Genomic DNA, 21,900 nt, shown 5'->3' on the forward strand with positions numbered 1-21,900 from the left:
ATTTATGTTCAAGCGTATGGATGAAATTATGATTGAAATCCCGGATGTGGAGAAACCGGATGCGAATGCAGCAGCCGCTATCCAAGAGCTGCTCGGCGGAAAGTTCGGAGAAATGTCGACGTTGAATAATTATCTGTATCAGTCCTTTAACTTCCGATCCAAAGAGAAGCTTAAGCCTTTCTACGATTTGGTTATGAGCATCACGGCTGAGGAGCTTGGCCATGTCGAGCTTGTCTCGCATGCGATTAACAAATGCCTGAGAGGCTCAACAGAATATAAAGAACCGGATGCCACTCCGCTCGGATCGGTCAAAGACGCACGCTTTTCCTACCCTTTCCTCGCTGGTGCGCAAGGAGCTATGCCATTCGACTCGATGGGAAACCCATGGACCGGCGCCAATGTGTTCAACAGCGGCAACCTGGTCGAGGATCTGCTGCATAACTTTTTCCTGGAATGCGGAGCCCGAACTCATAAGATGAAGGTGTACGAAATGACCGATCATCCGGCAGCTCGCGCAGTCGTAGGCTTCTTGCTCGTTCGGGGCGGCGTCCACGTCGTTGCCTATGCCAAAGCACTGGAAATCGCCACGGGTGTGAATGTAACTAAGCTAATTCCGATCCCGTCCTTGAACAACAAAGCCTTTAACGAAGCTAGAAAATATGAAGAAAAAGGTGTTCATACGAAGCTCTATACATGGAGTGACAAGGACTTCAATGCGATCGACCAAATCTGGAAGGGAACGCATCCTGAGGATGGCCTCCCGCTGGAAGTTATTCAAGGCTATCCTGAAGGAGTACCGATCCTTGAAGCTCCTGCCCTCGAAGAGGAGTTTGCGCCAGGCATCTCCGCCGAAGACTTTAAAGCGATTGCCAAGCGCCTGAAAAAAGCAGGAAATATCTCGGAATAACGGTTCGCTGCCCTTGTATCTCTTTTTAACAAGATGACTCTTCATTCCTACCGAATGGATGGTCATCTTTTTGCGTTAATCGTATTATACAGGTAAAAAACGGATCTGAACATTGCATACAATTGTCGATTAATAGGCATATTTCACATGATTAAGCGATCAGGAAGAGGTGTACAATAGAATTTGTTTTGGGCTTATAGCTTGCCTTAATAGAGAGAGGCTGCGAATAAAAGGCTTCCCGATTTTTCAGTTAGGAGAGGATTAACTCATGGCACAGAGAAGCAAACAAGATGTTCTCGCGTATCTGGCACGGGCCGAGGTCGCCGCAGTAGGCACTTCGAATATGGGCTTGCCCCGTCAGAGAATGATGCATTTTGCCGTAGATGACCAATTTAATTTTTATTTAACAAGCACTAAGGGAGATCCGAAGGTCATTCAATGGGTCAACATACCCGAGACCGCTATTCTGATCCATCAGGGCCCGACTTTTATGGAGATGGAAGAGTGTGAGATTATTGGCAGAGCCGAGGTTCTGAAGGATGATAAGGAGCGGCAAAAGGCAATTGATTTGCTCGTATCCCGCTCCCCGATCGTAGGGCAATTCCATCAAATTAACGCGCTCGACCGCTTGGAATTTATTCGGGTCAAGCCCTTCATGGTGAAGTATCGCTATGTACCCGAAATTCTTCAGGGTGAGCCGCCTACGGTATTTGACTTCGAGCATAATCGCGACACCGTTAGCATATGGGATGATGTGAAGGCCAAAGCACGGGCCTGGAAAGAAGCGGTTCGTCCGCTATCGCTTACTGCCTCCTTAGTTCCTATTCTTCTTGGAGGAGCGCTTGCTCTATCCTACACAGACCAGTTCAATATGCTGCATTTTGTGCTTACTCTGCTTGGTGCCATTATGATTCAAGCGGGGACTAATATGATCAATGATTGGAAGGATGCCGATAGAGACAATGAGAATCGAACAGGCATACGCCCTTTCACTGGCGGCTCCCGCATGATTCAGCTTGGCCTTATATCACGAGCGGACATGGGCTTTTTCGGGCTAATTCTGTCTATAAGTGCTGCTCTGATAGGAATCTATCTGATCTTTGTCAGCGGTCTTGGTCTTATTCCGCTTATCCTATATGGCATTATGGCGGGCTTCTTCTATACGGGCGGAAAAGGCAAGCTGTCCTTCATTAATATGGCGACTGGTGTAGCCGAGGTCCTCATTGCTACAACCTACGGCGTGTTTATGACGATGGGTGCTTATTATGTACAGACCGGTACTTTCTCCTTGCAGTCCTTACTGATTTCTCTGCCTGTCGCTTTGTTCATCAGCAACGTCTTGTTAATTAATCAGTTCCCGGATGCAGAGTCCGATGCGAGCTCTGACAAGAACACTTTGGTCGTACGGCTAGGCAAGCGAAAAGCAAAAAATGTGCTTATTGCCTGCTTTATCATTGGTTATGCTATCATTGCTCTGCTTCCGATCATCGGCTACGCACCTTATACCTTCTACTTCTCTTTCCTGTCCATTCCGTTCGCAGCGCAAGCGATCCGTTATGTACAGCAAAATTACGAAAAGAATGCTGTAGACCTTATTCCGAGCAATGCTCATACGGCCATTAACCATCTGTTCAACGGCTTGCTGCTCGTGTTTGCTTTTCTGCTGAATCAAGTTGCGCTCGCCATCCCTATCGTCTACTTAATAGCTTCCTTTATTCTCGTATTCTGGGTATGGCGTTACATTGAACGGCAAAGAAAAACGATGAATGACTTTAGATTGGCCTTCAAAAAATAAGCTGCGCACTAGACCGCTTGAGGCGAATACTCTGGCTGCTAGTTCTCAACTATTCGCCATGCGTAAGCAAAAGACAAGAATGAAAATGATTTGGCCTGTGTGCATATCCCGGGCTATCAAAAAGCTTCAAATCCACCCATTAAGTGGATTTGAAGCTTTTTTTAATCCTATCTCGGTGAAGCTTGCATACTGGAAAATGATACTCAGAACATTTTTTACCGATGGATCAGCTCAAGTGCTTAGTGCGTCTCTAATGCTTGGTGCGTCTCTAATGCTTAGTGCGTCTCTAATGCTTGGTGCGTCTCTAATGCTTGGTGCGTCTCTAATGAGGCATTTTCACTATTTAATGAGGATATTTACTCTAAAAGGATTACTTTACAGGCTTGAACGAGGATTAGCGCCACTAAGATTACTGGTCGAGAAGCTTGGTTTCCCACTAGTGAACCCAGCTTCACTGTCTCATTATTCTGCCGGTATATAGTGTGGAACAAAGTAAAATGATTCACCAATTAGCGAAACCTGTTCATTCACGAAACAAAATAGCTTCAACATTCTACGCCTTGCAGCAGCTGCTTGCCGCGCATATATCTTAAATTCCTATAGACTTTTCCCCCGTAACTCCAGTAAGAAAATATTTCCTTGCGTCTTTTTGGCCTTCTCGTGCATCTAACCTTTGTAAACTTCGAAGAGCACAATAACCATGGTTAAACCAAAATATAAGGCATAAAGCCACAAGGAGATTTTTCTAATGAAAAAAACAATTCTAATCAGCACTGTCGCAGCATCCGTAATCGCTGGAGCTACTATCATCGGGTTGATGACAACATCAGTTCTGGATCACAAGACGGTACAAGCTAGAGAAATCATCAAGCAGGACAATCAGCAGCAAAAAATGAACGACTCCTTCCGCAACATCTCAATTGCGAAGCAAAGCTTAACTTTTGAGTTGAAGGGTGAAGCAAGCGTTTATGAGGGGACCTACAATTACGCGATCAAGCAAGGCGATACCGTAATTCTGACCGACTTCGGAACCGCTTCAGTGGGTGGACCAGAATGGGGCACGATCAAGCAGAAAATTACGGTACCGTTAAATAAACTGTCAAGCGGCAAGCCGCTTACTTTGGAGCTCTATGAAATTAATATGGAGAACGGCGAGCAAGTTCATACCATCCAGATGCCTCTGTCGCTCGGCACCGCTAACAAAAACGATGAGAATGAAGTATTCCGTAGCTTAACAATCGCTCCAGTTTCATTCGAATATTCCTTGAAGGGCGAAGCGAGAATGCATGAAGGAACCTATAATTATGCGGTGAAGCAAGGCAATCATATCCTTGCCACTGGCTTTGGCACAGCCTCCATCGGGGCGCCGGACTGGGGTCAACTAAAAGATACAATAACAGTTCCAACCCACAAGCTGTCAGGTGACCAGCCGCTTACATTGGAGTTGTTCTCGATAGATCAAGAAAGCGGTAAAGAAATCAATAAAAAGACGATCAAGCTCGTTTAGAAGACTTTGCGGCGTGGTCAAACGCCGTTTTCTTTTTCCCTATGCACTGCCGCTTCACTTGTTGTAAATAGCTGTATGGTTGGAACACGTTGGGAGAGCCTATAGGCAGTACTACTATTATTCATAAGAAGGAGGACATGCGCTAACGTGAATGAACTCGAACTGGTGAAGAAAGCGATCGCAGGAGATGATGCCAGCTTCACCAGCCTAATCGCTAGTCGGCAGGAACGGCTGTACCGAATCGCTTACACCTATGTCCGGAATAAGGATGATGCGCTCGAAATTGTGCAGGAAGCGGTCTATCGTGCTTTCATTTCCCTTCATAAGATCCGGGAGCCGCAGTACTTTACGACATGGCTGACCACAATAGTCGTCAATTATGCGCTTGAATATATTCGTAAAGCGAAAAAAACAGTTTATATCGACAGCGATTATGAGGCTGGATATGTTCCTGAGCGCACCGAGGAGCATCTCGATTTATATCAGGCATTAGACAGTTTGGACCCGAAGTCACGGACGGTTATCGTCCTGCGCTATTTGGAGGACCTGCCCATAAAAGAAGTAGCCGACATTCTGTGCATGCCGTTAAGCAGCGTAAAGTCGACCATCTATCGAGCTTTGGCAAAGCTGAACATTGATCTAAAGGAGGGTAAAGACGATGACTAAGCGTATAGAGTCCTATAAAAAAGACTATGAAGATATCGATATCCCCGATGAGCTTTCTACCATAATCGGAGCGGCTATCCACAGAGGCTCAGTCGAGCGCAAACGCAATCAACAAATCCGATCGAGGCGTTGGGTGAAGCGTGTAGGAGCTAGCGCGGCAGCCCTGTTCGTCTTATTCACGGTGAGCATTAATACGATGCCAGCTCTAGCGAGCAGCTTGGAGCAATTGCCGGGGCTCGGTACCTTAGTGCGCACCTTGCAATTCAACAAAGGCAGCGCAGGCGGCGGCGCCATTACAGATAATACGAATATCAATGTCATATCCCTGCACAAAAAAGGGGATTCCGAACAAATCGTGATTCATTTCCAGCAAGATAATGAGGCTCAGCAAATAACGAACTCGTTCCATGCAACCTATAGTGAATATCCGAATACGATGAGCTTTGCCATTGGCGGCGTAAGAAGATTCTCAGCGGAGAAGGATCTGGCTACACTTAAGCAAAGCGGTCTGATTGAGGATGCTTATGAAATCATTACATTAGACGATTCACTCGTTCGGTTTAATGTAACGTTCAAGAGCAACGTTGCTTACGAGGTAAAAGAATATAAAGAACCTGCGCAGATTGTTCTTACAATTAAGCCGAACACAACCGCAGCGAACCAGCCGCCTGTCTATTCTGTGCGAACAGCATCCTCTGCTTATGGAGAATCCCAAGGCATGTTCGAGGAAATGCTGTTCGATGTGGAAGGGCTACGTGTCTTGAAGGATCAAGCGGGAACCTATTTCGTAGAGGCTGGCTACTTCCAGACGGAGGCTGACGCTAAGGCAAAAATAAATGAGCTCCAGCAAACACACGGCATCTCCAAAGATTCCTTATATATCGAACGTAGAGAAGCCCTGCAAATTCCGAAGGCTATTACTGCCAGTGTAGAGTAAAGCTGCCGAATGTGGTCCCCTTATAAAAAGGGAAGTTTGTTGAGTGACTGGTTGAGATTGTTGCCTAGTAATGTCCTGTAGTTTGTTGTATAGGCATTGTTAGGCTTCTTCTCTGCTTCTTAGAATGCGAAAAAATCCACCTCATAAAATATAGAGGCGGATTTTTATCGCTTTCGAGCCTATCATTGGCTGGAATAATTCTATGCTTTCATTTTTTTGCGGCTGTACTTCAAGAGCACCCTATCTACCAGGCATGCTGCCACAATTCCAACACTGTACCTGACTAAATCCACAACAACGAAGCCTCTTCCTAACACTAGTGAACCAAAAAACGTATTCCTTATTTCGTTAATCCAATCTGCTTGGTATAACTGGCTAAACTCGATGCCGAAGCAGAAAATGAAGCTGATTGCTACGGCCCAGCTTATTTTCCAATTGATCCATAGACAGCGAACGCCAAAATAAATCATGCTCGCCCACAGAGCATCTCCAAAATGATCCGCTACAAATACAGGCAGCTCTTTAGAAAATGCCCTTGAACCAAAACCGAGGATGATAGCAATGAGGACTGCAATGAGGTATGTAAGTCGGGTCACTATCATAGTCTCCTCGCTTGAATATGTACCTGCTGATGGTATCCACACACTCATACAAAGTGCGACTAGCACTCGGGGCAGCTGCAAAAACGTATGACCACGGATTTCAATCCACGCACTCATACAGAGTGCGACACAGTCAACGGAGGCACGTCGAACGTACTCATTTCGATTTCAATCCACGCACTCATACAGAGTGCGACTAGATCGGTAGCAATGTCGCGTTCTTCTATTGATATTTCAATCCACGCACTCATACAGAGTGCGACCATGTGCGCCTGGTTTTTAAAAGATATAGCCAGGCATTTCAATCCACGCACTCATACAGAGTGCGACGGTGACGGGGATCATCGGAGACATGTTTTTTCGCAATTTCAATCCACGCACTCATACAGAGTGCGACGAGTTGCAGCCGAAGTTTGTTCTGGTCCCGAAATTCATTTCAATCCACGCACTCATACAGAGTGCGACCGGCTATTTTGTGTATGTAGATGGGCAACGGGTATTTCAATCCACGCACTCATACAGAGTGCGACTGAGTCTGGGCGTTATTTTTCTTCCAGAAAATGATTTCAATCCACGCACTCATACAGAGTGCGACCGAAATACCAGGCACAAGCTATCAGGATGCAAATGTATTTCAATCCACGCACTCATACAGAGTGCGACTTCGACCGAAAATAATACGCGAACAATCTAAAGTAATTTCAATCCACGCACTCATACAGAGTGCGACAGATGGCGACCTTGAATATATGCCGCAATACAAAATTTCAATCCACGCACTCATACAGAGTGCGACCACAGCATGGTCAGCGGTTTTCCGCTGCCAAAAACAATTTCAATCCACGCACTCATACAGAGTGCGACTTTGCGATTAGATACTCAGGAGTAATCTCTTCAGCATTTCAATCCACGCACTCATACAGAGTGCGACTAAATTGGTCAAGAAGATCGTAGCCACCAAAAGTATTTCAATCCACGCACTCATACAGAGTGCGACCTATGATCTGGCATGTAAAAATGATTTTGGTATATTTCAATCCACGCACTCATACAGAGTGCGACTGCGCCCCAAAAGAAGCCTTGTCCCACAAGGGATCATGGGGCTAAAAGTGCGAATCGTCCAAACAAGCCCATTCTCAGAGTCAACTTCGGAATCTGATTCATTAAATAACAGGCCCAGCAAAGGGTGCGAATCCCCCTGTGATTTCATGTGAGCTTGGGGTTCGCACTTCACGAATGATTCTCTTATTTATTCATACTATCATAAATCCCCTTATTCTCCCAGACTCGTCGCAATTCTGCCTATAGCTCATTCATGACACATATTTCATAATGATTCAGACAAGCTATGGGGCGGTAAGGAAAGGAGCCTCCTTTATGAACAAGCTGTATGAGCAAGCGTCGAATTCCATTCCAAGTCATCTGACTTTGTCCATTATAGCTGCCCGGCTTCTTCTTCTTACATTTATTATGACAAAACATATCAACAACCTGAACCAATATATTTTACAAAAAAATGACCTCATCCTCCACTTGACTGTGGATTTTAAGGTCATTTTTGGGCTGGTCCCATCCAGAGGGAACACTTTTAGATTAGCGTCGTCAACACTGCGACTATTTTTTCTGTGAAACCTCCACAATCCAATCAGCCAGCTCCTGATTCTGAGCGAGGAGAGCGATAGGATCCCGATACCAAGAACGTGCTTCATTCCAAAGAAAGATTCGACCTTCACGGACTGCCTTCAGCGAACCCCATATAGGGTCTTTTTGCAGCTCCTCCAGTGAAGATTCAGTGGTCAGAACGATGTAATCTCCCGCATATTCCGGCAGCTTCTCCAAAGAAGTTTCTGAATAAGTCGCCTCCATTACTTTGCTCGGAATCGCATCAGGGGCATGGAGACCCAGCACCTGATAAATATTCCTTCCCCCGCGGCCTGATTTGGAGCCGAATACGAATACCTGTCCGTCATATTCCTGGAATACAGAGAACGTGGCCTCTTCGGGAAATTTCCCTTCAATTTTGGCTTTAGCCGCAGCTGCCTGCTCATCATATTGGCTCAGCCATTCAACCGCTTCTGCCTCTTTTCCCAACACTTCGCCAAAGTAGGTCATCTCTTCATGCACACTCGTGAACGCATTAGATGCCATAGATACCGTTGGCGCAATCTGACTATACTTCTCATAAATCTCCGGTTTCGTCGTATGTGTAATTATAAGATCCGGTTCCATAGCCAGCAGCTTCTCAAAAGATTCGCCGATATCCTCAACCCCGTCCAATTGCCCCTCCAGATAAGGACTGCTTAACAACACGCTATTAGACCCAATCGGATCTATACCCAAAGCGATAACAGTACCCAGATAGTCTACAGACGCAACTCGCTGTGGATTAAGCGGAACCTTCACATCGCCAAAGTGAGTAGATACTGTTTTGGTTTCTCCCTGAGCAGGATCAATAGAACCATTAGTTGACGTATTGCCTGTTCCGTTCTCTTTACCTGTTGCATTATTCGTGGCTGGAGCATTATTACCCGCTGTGCAGGCGCTGAGCATAATAGTGAAACAGAGCCATAACGTCGCTAACATAACCGATTTGGAGCCTTTGTTCATTGATAATTCCCCTTCACCTTTATATTGATAATGATTTTCATTATTAATATAAATATAGTTTTGAGAGGAAGAATTAACAATGGAGTTTTTGAACGCCTTTTTTGCAGGATTAGAACCTTGTTCGATTAAGAGCAGATTTTTGCTTCTAAATTTACCTGGAGCGACCCCCGCATACTTCTTGAACATGCGATTGAAATAAAACAGATCCGGGTATCCGACATGACGTGCAATTTCCTGCAAAGTGGCCTCTGTTGTGAGCAGTAAGCTCTTTGCTTTCTCGATTCGCAATCGAATCACATATTCAATTGGACTGATTCCAGTCTGCTCCTTGAATTTGCGTGACAAATACTGCGGGCTATAATTGAGCATAACAGACAAAGACTCTATTGATTTCGGCTCTCGATAATGTTCAGATAAAAAACGAAGCACTTGCTCTGCCACACTGTTCCGGCTAGGCTCCTCTGAGCTATGCTCCATCTGCTGCAACAGTTTATGAACGAATTGATAAAAAACGCCCCTAACCTGCAGCTTATTCAGCTCCTGAGCCTCATTCCAATCCCGCTGCATGCATTGTGTGAATTCTAACAGCTCTAGAGCGTCATGAGGTACGAAGCCGTACGGCTGCTCGAACGGATTATCTCTTTGCATAAGTAATTGAAAATCATAAAGTCCGTTTTGCGGTATTACAGCCTTATATAGAATTAGATAATATTCCATTATCGTCTCCGCTTCTATTTCCAGAGAAGCTCCTTTTCCTCCATGCAAAATATAAAACCTATCCGCATAATGAACTTCCCCGTCAAGCCATAACTGCCCTCTTCCGCGAACCATATAGACAAAGCTGCTAGCCGGCAAGGTATACCTTTGCAGGCGCTCGCCCGGCTCCAGCACGTTATACCTGACATCAAGCACTTTACTATTAGCCTGATTCCATAATTGAATAGGATCATCGTGGTTCATCTTCATTGCTCCAATCCTCTCTGTTCTTATTCGTCTCAACAACTTGCTCTTCGTAATAGACCGTATCAAAAAAAGGAAGGAACCTAGCCATAGGCAGGATCCTTCCTTTAAATGCTATGCTAGACTGTATCAAGCAGACTTGCCACTCTCATCACTCTTCTTCAGCAACTAAGCCAAGCTCTTGATTTTTCTTCTTAAATCTTTCGTTATGGGAAGAGACATAAGCCATCGTCGGAGCTTCTGGTTCCATATACAGCTTCGCGCTATTGAGTGCCAGCACGCTGTCCGTGAATGTCCCGGCGATTAGTCCGACTTTGCTGCCATAATCTACGAAATCACCTGCTCCGAAAATCCCGGGAATATTCGTCGCCATTCGCTGTTCTACATTCGCGTTCCATTCTCCCATATCGATACCCCATTCACGAATCGGCCCGAAGTCGCTCTTCATTCCGTGATTCACGATAACGGCATCCACATCAAGGCGAATGCGCTCCTCGGTATCCACATGGGCAATCGTTACCTGTTCGATACTTTTTCCGTCACTGCTATGCAAGGCTTCCACCGCATACGGCGTACGCACATCTACAGAGGACTCCTTCATCTTGGTTACATTCCGCTCATGTCCCCCGAAGCGGTCGCGCCGATGTACAACTGTAACACTCGCAGCAATCGACTCCAGTTCATTCGCCCAATCTACTGCCGAATCGCCGCCTCCGGAGATGAGTACCCGTTTCCCACGGAATACTTCCAGCTCCTGCACGGTATAGTACAGATTGGATACCTCATAGCGATCCGCACCTTCAATCTCCAGCTTCGCCATCTTCCGAATGCCATAGCCGATCGTTAGGATAACAGTCCGCGTATGATGCCGCTCACCGCTAGCAGAGGTTAGAATAATCGTTCCATCAGGCTGCCGCTCGAAACCAGTAATTTGCTGGCCCAATACAAAGGTAGGCTCAAAGGTATCAGCTTGCTCAATTAATTGCGCAATTAATTTCTCACAGCGGATAGGCGTTACGCCCCCCACGTCCCAAATGATTTTCTCCGGATAGGTAAGCAGTCTTCCGCCAAGCTGCTCCTGCGCTTCAATCAGCTTCGTCTTTAATTCACGCATCCCGCTATAAAAAGCCGCATATAATCCGGCAGGACCACCGCCAATAATCGTTACGTCAAAAAGCTCCAATTGTTCGTTCATCGTATGCCTCCGCATTCCTATTTTGTGGTGTGCTGCTTAATTAAGCTCCGAACTGAGCCTTATGCAAGCGACTGTATGCCCCTTGGGCTGCAATCAGCTCCTCATGCCTTCCCTGCTCGACAATTCCCTGCTCGGCAACAACGATAATGCGATCCGCATTCTTAATCGTCGCCAATCGGTGGGCGATTACAAGTGTGGTACGTCCCTTCGAAAGCTCGGACAGTGCTAATTGAATAGCCGCTTCCGTCTCTGTATCCAATGCCGATGTCGCTTCATCCAGAATAAGAATAGGTGGATTTTTCAAGAACATCCTTGCAATGGACAAGCGCTGCTTCTGCCCTCCTGACAGCTTGACGCCGCGTTCTCCAACGAATGTATCGAGTCCATCTGGCTGTGACAGAATTAATTCTTCTAGCTGAGCTCTTCGCGCCGCTTCCCAAATATCAGCTTCGGAGGCGTACAGCTTGCCATAGGCGATATTCTCTCGAATGGTTCCATCGAACAAGAATACATCCTGCTGCACAATGCCGATATGTGAACGCAATGATTCCAGCGTGACCTTGCGTATATCGACGCCATCAATGGTGATCGAGCCCTGATCCGCATCGTAGAAACGAGGCAGCAGCGAGCATAGCGTCGTCTTGCCGGCGCCTGATGGGCCAACGAGTGCAACTGTTTCTCCCGCCTTAATCGACAAGTTCACCCCGGCAAGCACCTTCTCTTTGTTCTCATAACCGAAGGTTACCCCGCTGAAGCGAATAGCTCCATCGACCTGTGTAATCGGCTTCGCATCCGGCGCATCATCTACATCCGGCTCTGTTTCCAACAGCTCCAAGTACCGTTTAAACCCGGCAATTCCTTTTGGATAAGTCTCGATTATTGAATTGATTTGTTTAATAGGACCAAGAAATACACCAGATAACATCACAAAAGCGATAAATTCGCCATAAGTCATCTGACCCTCGATGACGAACCAGGTCCCGCATACGAGTACGAATAAAGACACGCATTTCATCAAAATAAAGCTCAGTGACGAGTTCCAAGCCATAATCCGGTATGTAATCAGCTTGGTCATGAGAAAACGTTTGTTGTTCTCAGCGAACTTTGCGATTTCATGCTTCTCATTAGCGAAAGCTTGAACGACACGAATGCCGCTAACGTTATTTTCGACCCGCGCATTGTAATCAGCTATGTCTCTGAACATACGATCGAAGGCAACTGACATCTTGCGGCTGAAGTACAACGACAAATAAATCATTAAAGGCACGATGATGAAGGTTAATACGGCAAGCTGCCAGTTGATGCTAAGCATAATGCCAAACGCTCCAGTAAGCGTCATGATTGCGATGAATAAATCCTCCGGACCATGGTGAGCAATTTCCCCGATGTCCATCAAATCATTCGTCATGCGAGATACGAGATGACCCGTCTTATTGTTATCAAAGAAACGGAAGGACAGCTTCTGTACCCGATCGAACAGCTTTTTGCGCATATCGGATTCAATGCTGATGCCCAGCTTATGTCCCCAATAAGTCACCACGTAATGTAGTGCTGCACTGACCACATAAATGCCAAGCAATACGAGGCAAGAATAGAGAATCCACTTCCAGTTACCGCTTGGAAGCAACTGGTCTACCACCTTATTCACAGCAAGAGGAAAGACCAGCTCAAGCAAAGCGGCAAATATAGCACAAGTAAAATCAATAATAAATAGCGTTTTATACGGACGATAATAAGCAAAAAAACGACGTAGCATGAAACTCCTCCTTCAAACAAATCCAATATCTATTAACTGCTGCTCAAGTTTATTGATATTGATTATCATTAACGATTGAGCAAGTATAAATGAAAGCAGCAGTAATAACAATGGATTTTTTGAACCTTTTTCCAGACAAAATGTACAATTGCGCTCTCATAGAAAAGAAATTGGAAAGGGGTGATCAAATCACATTTCTTCTTCCGAGCGTTGCACTGTCCTCCTCTATAGCTAGTTGATATGGCAAGCAGAGTGGTATTCCCGTACGGGGATCAGCCACAATATCGGCCTCGATATTAAATACTTTTCGCAGCACTTTCCTCGTCATCACCTGAGTCGGCGTCCCTTCACTGATTACCGTCCCTGATTTAATCGCCACAATATGCTGGGCATACCGGGATGCATGATTCAAATCGTGCACGACCATAATGATTGTGCGCCCTTCTTCTTCGTTCAGCTTATGCAGCAGCTGCAGCACTTCGAGCTGATGCGCCATATCGAGAAAGGTTGTCGGTTCATCCAAGAATAGAATGTCCGTCTGCTGTGCCAGCGCCATCGCGATCCAAGCCCTTTGGCGTTGTCCCCCAGAGAGCTGGTCGACAGGCCGATCGCAGAATTCAGTCATCGACGTAACTTCTATCGCCCATTGAACGATCGCTTTATCCTCCGAGGTCATCGATCCAAAGCCTTTTTGATGGGGAAAACGGCCATAGCTCACTAGCTCAGATACCGTCAGGCCGTCGGGAGCAGTCGGATTTTGCGGCAAAATTGCCATTTGCTTGGCAACCTGCTTGGTCGATTGCGAATGGATGGACTGCCCGTCGAGCAGTACCCCGCCTGATTTGGGCTTCATGAGCCGTGCCATCGTCTTTAAGATCGTCGACTTGCCCGAGCCATTGGCTCCTACAAGAGCTGTTATTTTCCCTGTAGGGATGGTCAAATTCAAGTCGTTCACGATCGCTACTTCCCCATATCCGATAGTCAGCTGATTCGTATTCAGACGTTCCTTCGTCATTTTCATTTCAATCACCCTATCCTTCTTTTATTTTCAGTCCGTCTTTATTATTTGCTCTTAGCAAGCAGGTAGAGGAAATACGGCGCACCGATGACCGCCACTACAATACCGGTCGGAATTTCGGAGGGCTGCAGAATCCAGCGGCCAAGCGTATCCGCTATAATAACTAGCAGCGCTCCTGCCATCGCGGCAGTCGGAAGCAGCAGTTGATGCTTCGAGCCGACCAGACGCCGAGCCAAATGTGGCCCAATCAAACCGACAAAGCCGATACCACCGCTCACGGCAACCGAAGATGCCGCTAATGCGACCGCAGCAGCAAGCAGCTTCAATTGCTCCTTCGACACCGCCGCGCCTAGTCCAGTTGCCATATCTTCTCCGAGATTGAGTACGTTCAAGACCTGCGCTTTATGGAACACATAAGGCAGCAATATAACAATCCACGGCAATAACGAGAGAACGAACTCCCAGTTCGTTCCCCAGATGCTGCCTGCCAGCCATGTCGCCACGAACTGGTATTTATCCGGGTCCAGCTTCAAGGTCATCACAATCATCGCTGCACTTATGCCTGCTGCAACCGCGATTCCTGTCAACAGCAAGCGTGTTGGGGAGATGCCCTGATGACGCTTATAGGCAAGTGAATAAATTAGCGCTGCGGTTAGTCCTGCACCAACCAGAGCCAGCAGAGGAAGCAGATAGACAGGGGCGGCAGCTGTACTCGGGTAAAAGGAGATAAACAGCATAACCATTAAGCCTGCCCCGGCATTAATGCCGAGTATGCCTGGATCAGCCAGCGCATTGCGCGATATCCCCTGCATTACACAGCCCGATACAGCTAGTCCTGCCCCAATTAGAACAGAGATTACGATCCGCGGCAGGCGGAAATCGAATAGAATCAGATTCTCCTTAGCCGTTCCCGACCCAAACAATGTTCGTAAAACGTCCATAGGGGAAAGCCGGATATGTCCGGTATTCATGCTAATTAGAAAAGCAATAACGATAAGAGCGCCAAAAATGGACAGCACGAGAATGCCGCGCTTTCGCTTCCTTTGTTCGTTCATCGTAAGCGATACGTTAGCCACTTATAGCTCCCTCCTTTCCTTGCGTGCCAGATAGAGGAAAAAGGGCACTCCAATGAGCGCAATTAGTGCTCCTAGCGGCGTTTCATAAGGTGGATTAATCATTCTTGCGCCAAGATCAGCGAATACGACAAGCAAGCTTCCGAGTACCGCAGAGCAAGGAATGATCCAGCGATAATCGACCCCAACCAGCTTGCGTGTCAGATGGGGAATAATGAGCCCTACAAAACCGACGGAACCAACGACAGATACTGCCGCACCTGCCAGTACGAGCACGATCACTACACCTGCCAGCTTAACCAAATGCGTGCGTTGCCCGAGTCCGCGGGCGATATCTTCCCCTAAGCTCAGCATAGTGATCGAACGGGACAAAGCAATCGCTCCCAAGATAGCGGCTCCAATCCATGGAAACATAATTTTCAGCTGGAACCACTTGGTCCCTGCTACACCGCCGGCATACCAGAACGCCAAGTCCTGTCCAATCCGAAAGTACAGCGCAACGCCTTCACTTAGCGCACTGAGCAAAGCGCTTAGTGCTGCGCCCGCCAAAACCAAACGGACAGGCGTCAGACCGCCCTTGGCAAGCGCGCCGATGCCATAGACAAGCCCCGCTCCAATGCCGGCCCCCAAGAAGGAATACATAATCAGATATATAAACGGCAAACCAGGAAAAAAAGCAAAGCATAGCGCCAATACGAATCCCGCTCCTGCATTCAATCCGAGCAGACCCGAGTCTGCCATTGGATTACGGGTCATACCCTGCATAATTGCACCGGCTACAGCGAAGCAAGCGCCGACCATCGCCCCGCCGAGCACCCGAGGCAAGCGCAGCTCTTGAATAATTTGATGCTGGGTCAGATCTGGATTAAAGTTGAAGATGGCTTCCCACACGACAAGCAATCGAATATCGGCAGCACCGAATGATACGGATAAACCGATGCCCAGCACCAATGCTGCCAGCCCTCCTGTCAATATAGCGGTCGCCGCCCATGGACGGCTGTGGAACTTAGGAGCGGCTGCTGATCGCCGCTTCTGTTTTTTAGAAATAGACTCTACTAGTTGACTCATATATTCCACCTCTGTGATAGTCTTCGTCTTATGAAATAGGCATTCGAATTCGGGTAATGACTATATCCTCCTTTTTCACATAACAAACTAATTCTACTGCTGCCCGTAGCTGGATAAACTTGTCCTTTATATTAATGATAATGATTATCACTGTCAACAATAAAAATTTTTCTTATATTTTTCAGGTGAGTTAGAAGTTGAATATTCTGGAGGCATAGACTATAATTCATACTGAGAATGATTATCAATATTATAGTCTATGGGAGCCTCAATTGATGAAAACGAAACGTATACGACAGGCAGCTGGAACAACTGAGCTTACCTACTACTTACCTGTACAAATACATCATTTGCATGATGAGATGCTCTTTACTGGAGAAGTAGAAGTTCATCGCGACTTTCCCTTCCTGCTCGTTATTACAAGCGGTACCGTCCGGCTTCGAATCGATGGACTCGAGCAGACCGTCCACGGCTGCTCGGTTCTATGCTGTGATAAGGGATCCGAGCTCCGACTGCTGGAGACGCAATCTCTCAGAGCAGTCCTTATCGAATACCGCTGCATCGCACTGAATCATTCAGCATCACAAACACTGCTAGACAATCCAATGCCACAGCCCTGCTCACATCGTGTCAAGCTGCTCGTTATGGAGCTTGGCGAAGCGTGGCGGTTACGCTTTGATCGTCCTTTTCAAGCACATCGGCTATTTCTTGAGCTTATTGAGCAGATTCAGCTCGAAATCTCGGAAGCCGCTAACCAAGGGAGTGACTGGCTGAAAAATGTGTTGGAGCATATCCACCTGTACTACCGAGACGAATTAACACGCGAACATCTGGCAGCACTAGGCGGTATTAGCCCGGAACACTTCTCTCGTTCCTTCCATAAGCATATAGGCTGTACGTTCAACACTTACATGAACACTCTTCGCATCCGTGATGTCCAACTGCGGCTATTAACTGGTCCTGCTAATAATTTGCATGATCTGGCGCAACAGGTTGGCTACAAGGACGGCTATTATCTAAGCCGCAAATTCAAGCAAATCGTAGGCACAGCGCCGATGATATTCCTTAGCAAGCCCAAACGTATTGTGTCGACAAATTATAACTATACTGCGATGCTGCTGGCTTTGGGGGTTCCTCCGATCTTGGGCGCTTATTCAGCATGGGTGCAAACGAGGCAATCAGGCCTTCCCAATGACCAAGGAAGAGAGCTTAGGTGGGGAGGATCGCGGGACACTTATACAAAGCTGAAAGCTCTCCAGCCAGATGTGATTATCGGCTATGAGCTGTTATCGGAGGATATGAAGCTTAGGAGCCTTGCTCCCGTAGTTGCGCTGCCATTCATGAAGCTTACCTGGCGCGAGCAATTCCGCCATATCGCAGCAATTGTGGACAAGCAACAGCAGGCTGAGAAGCTGCTTGTCCGATATAGCCAGCAAGTTGAACTTGCGAATAGTCGGCTGGATGAGGCTCTTGGAGCTAGAGGAAGCCTGATTATCTGGGAAATCCATCATGATACAGCTTATGCCTTCGGCAATTGCTACGGTCGGGGCGGGCATATTCTCTATGAGGATCTTAGCTTCCATATGCCTGAGCAATTGATCAGGAAAGGCATACGTGCGCAGGGTTATATCGAAGTTCCTTTGAGTCAGATTGTTCAATATTCTGCGGATTATATTGTGATAACGGATGTATCCTACAATCCTCAGGTAGAGCAATTATTGCGTTCGCCAGAATGGCTGGCACTTGATGCTGTTAAGCAAGGGCGGCTCATCATCCTCAACCATCCCGATCTTTTCTACGGCTTTGATCCCTTATCGACCATTCAACAGTTGGAGCTGCTGGTCAGCAGCCTCACATCATAAAATGCCATCCTTCCATATCACTTAGTGACATGGCATTTCATTATCAATGGGATTAATGTTAGTAAATGATGATGATTATCATTATTAATAACATGAAAACAGAGAGGAATAACACACATGAAACAAAGAAATTGGAATATTCCCTATTATGGGATTGCTGTACTCTTGCTCGTACTCCTTTTGGCCGCTTGTAGTAAAAATAATGAAGAGCTAGTATCACCTTCACCTACGGCTGCGGTCACCACAGATCCGACTGCTGCCCCTGAGGAAACAACTGTACCATCAGACTCAGCGACAAAAATAGTAACAACCAAGCACGGAGATATTGAAGTGCCTGTCAAACCGCTGCGAATTGTCACGGATGATTATTTGGGTTCTTTGATTGCACTTGGGGTCAAGCCTATTGGGACACCTGGCCTGCATTTGAAAAATCTATATTTTTCCGCTGCGCTTGCAGGGGTTGAGGATATAGGCGACTACGGCAATAGCTCGATGGAGAAAATTATTGAGCTGCAGCCGGATCTCATCATCACTGCAGAGGATGATGAGACCAAATATAAGATGATGTCCAAAGCCGCTCCAACCATTTCGGTTCCTTATGGGGAGTTGAAGAACGCGAAAGAAGAATTAGAATACTTCGGCAAATTGCTTGGCCGGGAACAAGAAGCGGCAGATTGGCTCGCACAATACGATGAAAGAATCGCCAAAGCGAAAGCCAAGGTCGATCTGGCCATTCCTGCAGATGCAACCTTCACTATTTTCGAAGATACCGAGAAGTCGGTATATGTCTATGGAGATAATTTTGGCCGGGGAGGACAGCCTGTTTATCAAGCGCTTGGACGTAAGCCTCCCTCTGGCATCGCCGAGGAAATCATGGAAAAGCAGTATAAAGAGCTATCTATGGAAACCTTGGGAAAATACGCGGGTGATTACATTATTCTAACCTCTAACAAGCGAACGCTTGAAGATTTCAAGAAAGATCCTATTTGGAACACACTTGAAGCGGTTAAAAACGATCGTATGTATGTGTGGAAGGAAGAGCGCTCCTGGTACTACGACCCGATAGCTGTACTCTCTCAGACAGAGGAACTGGCAGCATGGCTTGCAGGAGAAAAATAGGAAGTTTGTAACGCAACGTTTAATAAAAAGATAAGGGGCTGTCCCAAAAGTCATGAAGATGATTTTTGGGACAGCCCTTTTCCTTCACAGGTATTTTTATAGGTAGAAGCGCTTAAGGCCCCTAAGGCTCTTATGGCTCTTACCGCTCTTACGGTTCCTAAACCTCTGAGCCCTATCCCTTTCGCTACAGATGGCTCGTATGAAGAGCTTACCCTATTCTATGAATCATTGTTCGCAAAAACAAGCTCCATCTGGGGGCATATCGGAGATAGCGCCAGCTATATTCCGTAGTCGAAAACCGAGCTTCTCCACTAAAGAACATAGCTTCACTAATGCTCCTTTTTACCTGTCTGACCAGTGAGATAGAGCAAATGGATTCATTAATTTGCACATGACATTCCTTTTCTAGCTTGGGAATCTGGCTTTTGGGCCAGCCCTTTCTTTTTTTCAGGGGGGCGATTGGAACATTTGCAAGAACCTGACGCCACTTTTCATGTGAATGAAAGAAGATCACATGCGTAATGATCACCTTAAGCCTAGCTACAATATGCCGATCGAAACGGAAAATCCGTTCATTACCGGCTGCGGCTGGGAAGAAAATTATGCTCACTTGGGAAGCCAACAGCTGGAAGCTTTAGTGAAGTTCAACACGTATTACAAGGAAGAATCCGAAAAAACGACAGTAAGATATAACAAGCAAGACAACTGGCAGCACAGCGAAGCCAAAGATACATGCTAGAGCCGGAGATCACATTGTAGTCTCACTGGATTTGCAGCTTCTATTTCGTTCTATTATTTAACTACTCTTGAGATTGAGTTCTTATTTCAATACGTATGCACGCATGTCATTTTTTAGTAAGATCCATACTTAATGCCCATAATTTCTCGGCATTTTGACTGTCCAATGCATATTGAGGATAGCTTTTTGAACCGAAAATATTTTTCAATTGGGCAAAGCCTTGCTCACTTGCAGACGGCTGAACTATCCCACACTTATGGTTGATTAACTGGCCTGTAACCTTGCTAAATTCTTCTGAGGTGCAAATATAGTAATAATTATCAGCCATGCCTGAAGGCAATGGATTAGTTAAATTTTGCGCCTGTGCCAAGACCCTCCACCACGGGCTTAGCTTCTCGATCGTTTCTTTGGATAGCTTCACACGATTGATTTGAAGGGCATTGACTTTAATCCCCCGGCTTCTATATTCCTCGGCTAGCTTGAAGGTTAGAATCAGCAGTGCCATTTTGGAATCACCGTACATTTTGTAGGCGCTATAACGTCTCGTATTCCTAAACTCGCCACGCAAGTTATCGAAGTCTATTTTTCGTTTCGGATCAAAGAAGTTTTTGATATTCGTCGTGCATGCATTTAAAATTCTCGGATCTTGCGATCGCTCCAGATGTTCCGCTAATAAATTAGTCAGCAGGAAAGGACCGAATGTATTCGTAGCAAACGATAATTCGATTTGCTCGGGACTAAGCTTATATTCCTGTTCGCCATGGCTTAGGTAAGCCGCGTTATGTATGAGAATATCCAGACGTGGATATTTGGCTGTGAAAACAGCAGAAAATGTGCGGATGGAATGAAAGGAAGACATATCAAGCTCCATGAGATTCACATTAATATTACGTGAGACTGCTATTATTTCTTGCTGGACTAATTCGCTGATCTTCATATTCCGGCAAGCCATAATGACATAATAGCCTTCGTTCGCAAACTTTAGCGCTGCCGCTTTTCCAATTCCCGAATTTGCTCCTGTAATTATAACGATTTTGTCCATCATAGGGAACTTGAACCCTCCTGCCTGCAAATAAGGGAACGATCTGCGAGATCGCTCCCTATAGCTTGATTATTGCTTCTGTATATAATCCATTAATCTGGAAATGATTGTAGCCATCTCTGCTCTTGTTATCTTGTCATTAGGCTTAAAACTGCCATCCGGGTAACCTTGAAGAATTCCTATATCCAGCGCCCTTTGAACACCCTCCTCTGCCCAATTTGGAATACTGGAGGCATCCGAAAAAGATGATGTTTGTTTCGTATCAACAGAATCTGAAGTGGCAAGAACTCGGCCAAGTATCGTAGCTATTTGTGCTCGTGTCATCGCTTGCGTACCATTAAATCCTTCATTGCTTCCTTTCATGACTCCATCCTGTAAGACTACCGCCACGAATTTCCGAGCCCATTCAGGAACGGACTTGAGCTCTTCATTAATCCCCACAGTGCTTTCATTTATTGAATCAGTATCTAAGTGCAGTACTTTAGCGAATACAACAGCCATTTCATAGCGAGTCGTTTCGTCATCAGGTTTGAACGTATTATCATTAAAACCATTAAGAATGCCTAAACTCATCATCTTCAGAATATCCTTATTCGCCCAGTTAGAAACTATGTCAGCAGGTTGAACCAACTCTGACTTTTCCATCACTGAAACCCAGCTCCCTGTAGGGACTTCAGCGATTAATGTTTTTCCGTTTATTTCCGTGGGAAGAGCTATCCATGTCTTATAGAGATCGTCGTAGTAATAGATCATTGTACGACTTGTAATTGTACTGTCTACTGAAAACTGGACGTTCCCATCTTTTGTCGACATGGTCGGTTGAATGATTACCATTATATTTTTATCCTGCGCCACTGACGGTGGCTTTGATGTATTCTGTTCTCCATTGTCAGGGTTAATTATAGGAGCACTGCCCCCGTTGGAGTTGATGTTAATTGTCGTGAAATCCCATGTCGTCGTATCCCAAATACCGCTGTAAACATTGCCCGCCTCATCGCTTATTGCCCCTGATGTTACCTGCACATAATACGAAGTATTCTCTTCCAG

19 protein-coding genes and 1 CRISPR repeat array are annotated in these 21,900 nt (G+C 46.2%); of the genes, 10 read left to right on the forward strand and 9 right to left on the reverse strand.

Annotated elements, in window-relative coordinates:
* The first annotated feature begins 4 nt into the window (after nt 1–4).
* The 6 genes from AC50YO_RS14740 to AC50YO_RS14765 all read left to right on the forward strand — a co-directional run bounded on the left by AC50YO_RS14740 (nt 5) and on the right by AC50YO_RS14765 (nt 5,812).
* On the forward strand, nt 5–907 hold the full coding sequence (locus AC50YO_RS14740) for a manganese catalase family protein (RefSeq protein ID WP_494848076.1): 903 nt from the start codon (nt 5–7) through the stop codon (nt 905–907).
* A gap of 268 nt (nt 908–1,175) precedes the next feature.
* A complete protein-coding gene (gene menA, locus AC50YO_RS14745; protein ID WP_494848077.1) occupies nt 1,176–2,702 on the forward strand; it encodes a 1,4-dihydroxy-2-naphthoate octaprenyltransferase in 1,527 nt (508 codons plus the stop codon).
* The gene (locus tag AC50YO_RS14750) at nt 2,674–3,183 is read left to right on the forward strand and encodes a hypothetical protein (protein ID WP_494848079.1); all 510 of its coding nucleotides are present in this window, start codon (nt 2,674–2,676) and stop codon (nt 3,181–3,183) included. The genes menA and AC50YO_RS14750 overlap by 29 nt, the downstream gene beginning before the upstream one ends.
* A gap of 267 nt (nt 3,184–3,450) precedes the next feature.
* Nucleotides 3,451–4,209 (forward strand): Gmad2 immunoglobulin-like domain-containing protein, encoded by a 759-nt coding sequence (locus tag AC50YO_RS14755; protein ID WP_494848081.1) that lies wholly within the window; start codon nt 3,451–3,453, stop codon nt 4,207–4,209.
* Between the two features lie 147 nt (nt 4,210–4,356).
* Complete coding sequence (locus AC50YO_RS14760) at nt 4,357–4,875, forward strand: sigma-70 family RNA polymerase sigma factor (protein WP_494848083.1); 519 nt, start codon at nt 4,357–4,359, stop codon at nt 4,873–4,875.
* Complete coding sequence (locus AC50YO_RS14765) at nt 4,868–5,812, forward strand: DUF4179 domain-containing protein (protein WP_494848085.1); 945 nt, start codon at nt 4,868–4,870, stop codon at nt 5,810–5,812. The genes AC50YO_RS14760 and AC50YO_RS14765 overlap by 8 nt, the downstream gene beginning before the upstream one ends.
* A 200-nt stretch (nt 5,813–6,012) precedes the next feature.
* On the opposite strand, the gene AC50YO_RS14770 is transcribed toward AC50YO_RS14765, so the two are convergent.
* The 7 genes from AC50YO_RS14770 to AC50YO_RS14800 all read right to left on the reverse strand — a co-directional run bounded on the left by AC50YO_RS14770 (nt 6,013) and on the right by AC50YO_RS14800 (nt 16,091).
* Entirely contained in the window at nt 6,013–6,414 is a 402-nt protein-coding gene (locus AC50YO_RS14770; RefSeq protein WP_494848133.1) for a ribosomal maturation YjgA family protein, read from the reverse strand.
* Between the two features lie 97 nt (nt 6,415–6,511).
* A CRISPR array of direct repeats spans nt 6,512–7,476; the repeat unit is 32 nt; unit sequence ATTTCAATCCACGCACTCATACAGAGTGCGAC.
* Nucleotides 7,477–8,028: 552 nt separating this feature from the next.
* The gene (locus AC50YO_RS14775) at nt 8,029–9,987 is read right to left on the reverse strand and encodes an AraC family transcriptional regulator (protein ID WP_494848087.1); all 1,959 of its coding nucleotides are present in this window, start codon (nt 9,985–9,987) and stop codon (nt 8,029–8,031) included.
* 145 nt (nt 9,988–10,132) lie between these two features.
* Nucleotides 10,133–11,176 carry an NAD(P)/FAD-dependent oxidoreductase gene (locus tag AC50YO_RS14780; protein WP_494848089.1) on the reverse strand — a complete coding sequence of 348 codons (1,044 nt, stop codon included), beginning with the start codon at nt 11,174–11,176 and terminating at the stop codon, nt 10,133–10,135.
* 40 nt (nt 11,177–11,216) lie between these two features.
* Nucleotides 11,217–12,932 carry an ABC transporter ATP-binding protein gene (locus AC50YO_RS14785; protein WP_494848091.1) on the reverse strand — a complete coding sequence of 572 codons (1,716 nt, stop codon included), beginning with the start codon at nt 12,930–12,932 and terminating at the stop codon, nt 11,217–11,219.
* 184 nt (nt 12,933–13,116) lie between these two features.
* Nucleotides 13,117–13,953, reverse strand: coding sequence for an ABC transporter ATP-binding protein (locus tag AC50YO_RS14790; protein WP_494848135.1), 837 nt, complete (start codon nt 13,951–13,953; stop codon nt 13,117–13,119).
* Nucleotides 13,954–13,994: 41 nt separating this feature from the next.
* Nucleotides 13,995–15,005 (reverse strand): FecCD family ABC transporter permease, encoded by a 1,011-nt coding sequence (locus AC50YO_RS14795; RefSeq protein WP_494848136.1) that lies wholly within the window; start codon nt 15,003–15,005, stop codon nt 13,995–13,997.
* 21 nt (nt 15,006–15,026) lie between these two features.
* A complete protein-coding gene (locus AC50YO_RS14800) occupies nt 15,027–16,091 on the reverse strand; it encodes a FecCD family ABC transporter permease (protein ID WP_494848093.1) in 1,065 nt (354 codons plus the stop codon).
* Nucleotides 16,092–16,366: 275 nt separating this feature from the next.
* Here AC50YO_RS14800 and AC50YO_RS14805 point away from each other — a divergent pair, with 275 nt between their 5' ends.
* The 4 genes from AC50YO_RS14805 to AC50YO_RS14820 all read left to right on the forward strand — a co-directional run bounded on the left by AC50YO_RS14805 (nt 16,367) and on the right by AC50YO_RS14820 (nt 19,811).
* Complete coding sequence (locus tag AC50YO_RS14805; protein ID WP_494848095.1) at nt 16,367–17,953, forward strand: ABC transporter substrate-binding protein; 1,587 nt, start codon at nt 16,367–16,369, stop codon at nt 17,951–17,953.
* Nucleotides 17,954–18,070: 117 nt separating this feature from the next.
* Nucleotides 18,071–19,072 carry an ABC transporter substrate-binding protein gene (locus tag AC50YO_RS14810; RefSeq protein WP_494848097.1) on the forward strand — a complete coding sequence of 334 codons (1,002 nt, stop codon included), beginning with the start codon at nt 18,071–18,073 and terminating at the stop codon, nt 19,070–19,072.
* 132 nt (nt 19,073–19,204) lie between these two features.
* Nucleotides 19,205–19,363: a hypothetical protein gene (locus AC50YO_RS14815; RefSeq protein WP_494848099.1), complete on the forward strand. Its 159-nt coding sequence runs from the start codon at nt 19,205–19,207 to the stop codon at nt 19,361–19,363.
* A 208-nt stretch (nt 19,364–19,571) separates the two neighbouring features.
* Entirely contained in the window at nt 19,572–19,811 is a 240-nt protein-coding gene (locus AC50YO_RS14820; RefSeq protein ID WP_494848100.1) for a hypothetical protein, read from the forward strand.
* A gap of 106 nt (nt 19,812–19,917) precedes the next feature.
* On the opposite strand, the gene AC50YO_RS14825 is transcribed toward AC50YO_RS14820, so the two are convergent.
* Both AC50YO_RS14825 and AC50YO_RS14830 read right to left on the reverse strand, forming a co-directional pair.
* Nucleotides 19,918–20,856, reverse strand: a complete 939-nt coding sequence (locus tag AC50YO_RS14825) for an SDR family NAD(P)-dependent oxidoreductase (RefSeq protein ID WP_494848102.1) — start codon at nt 20,854–20,856, stop codon at nt 19,918–19,920.
* A gap of 66 nt (nt 20,857–20,922) precedes the next feature.
* Nucleotides 20,923–21,900, reverse strand: a 978-nt coding sequence (locus AC50YO_RS14830) for an S-layer homology domain-containing protein (protein ID WP_494848106.1), incomplete at its 5' end; no start/stop codon positions are given.

Source organism: Paenibacillus sp. J22P59 (assembly GCF_059383895.1).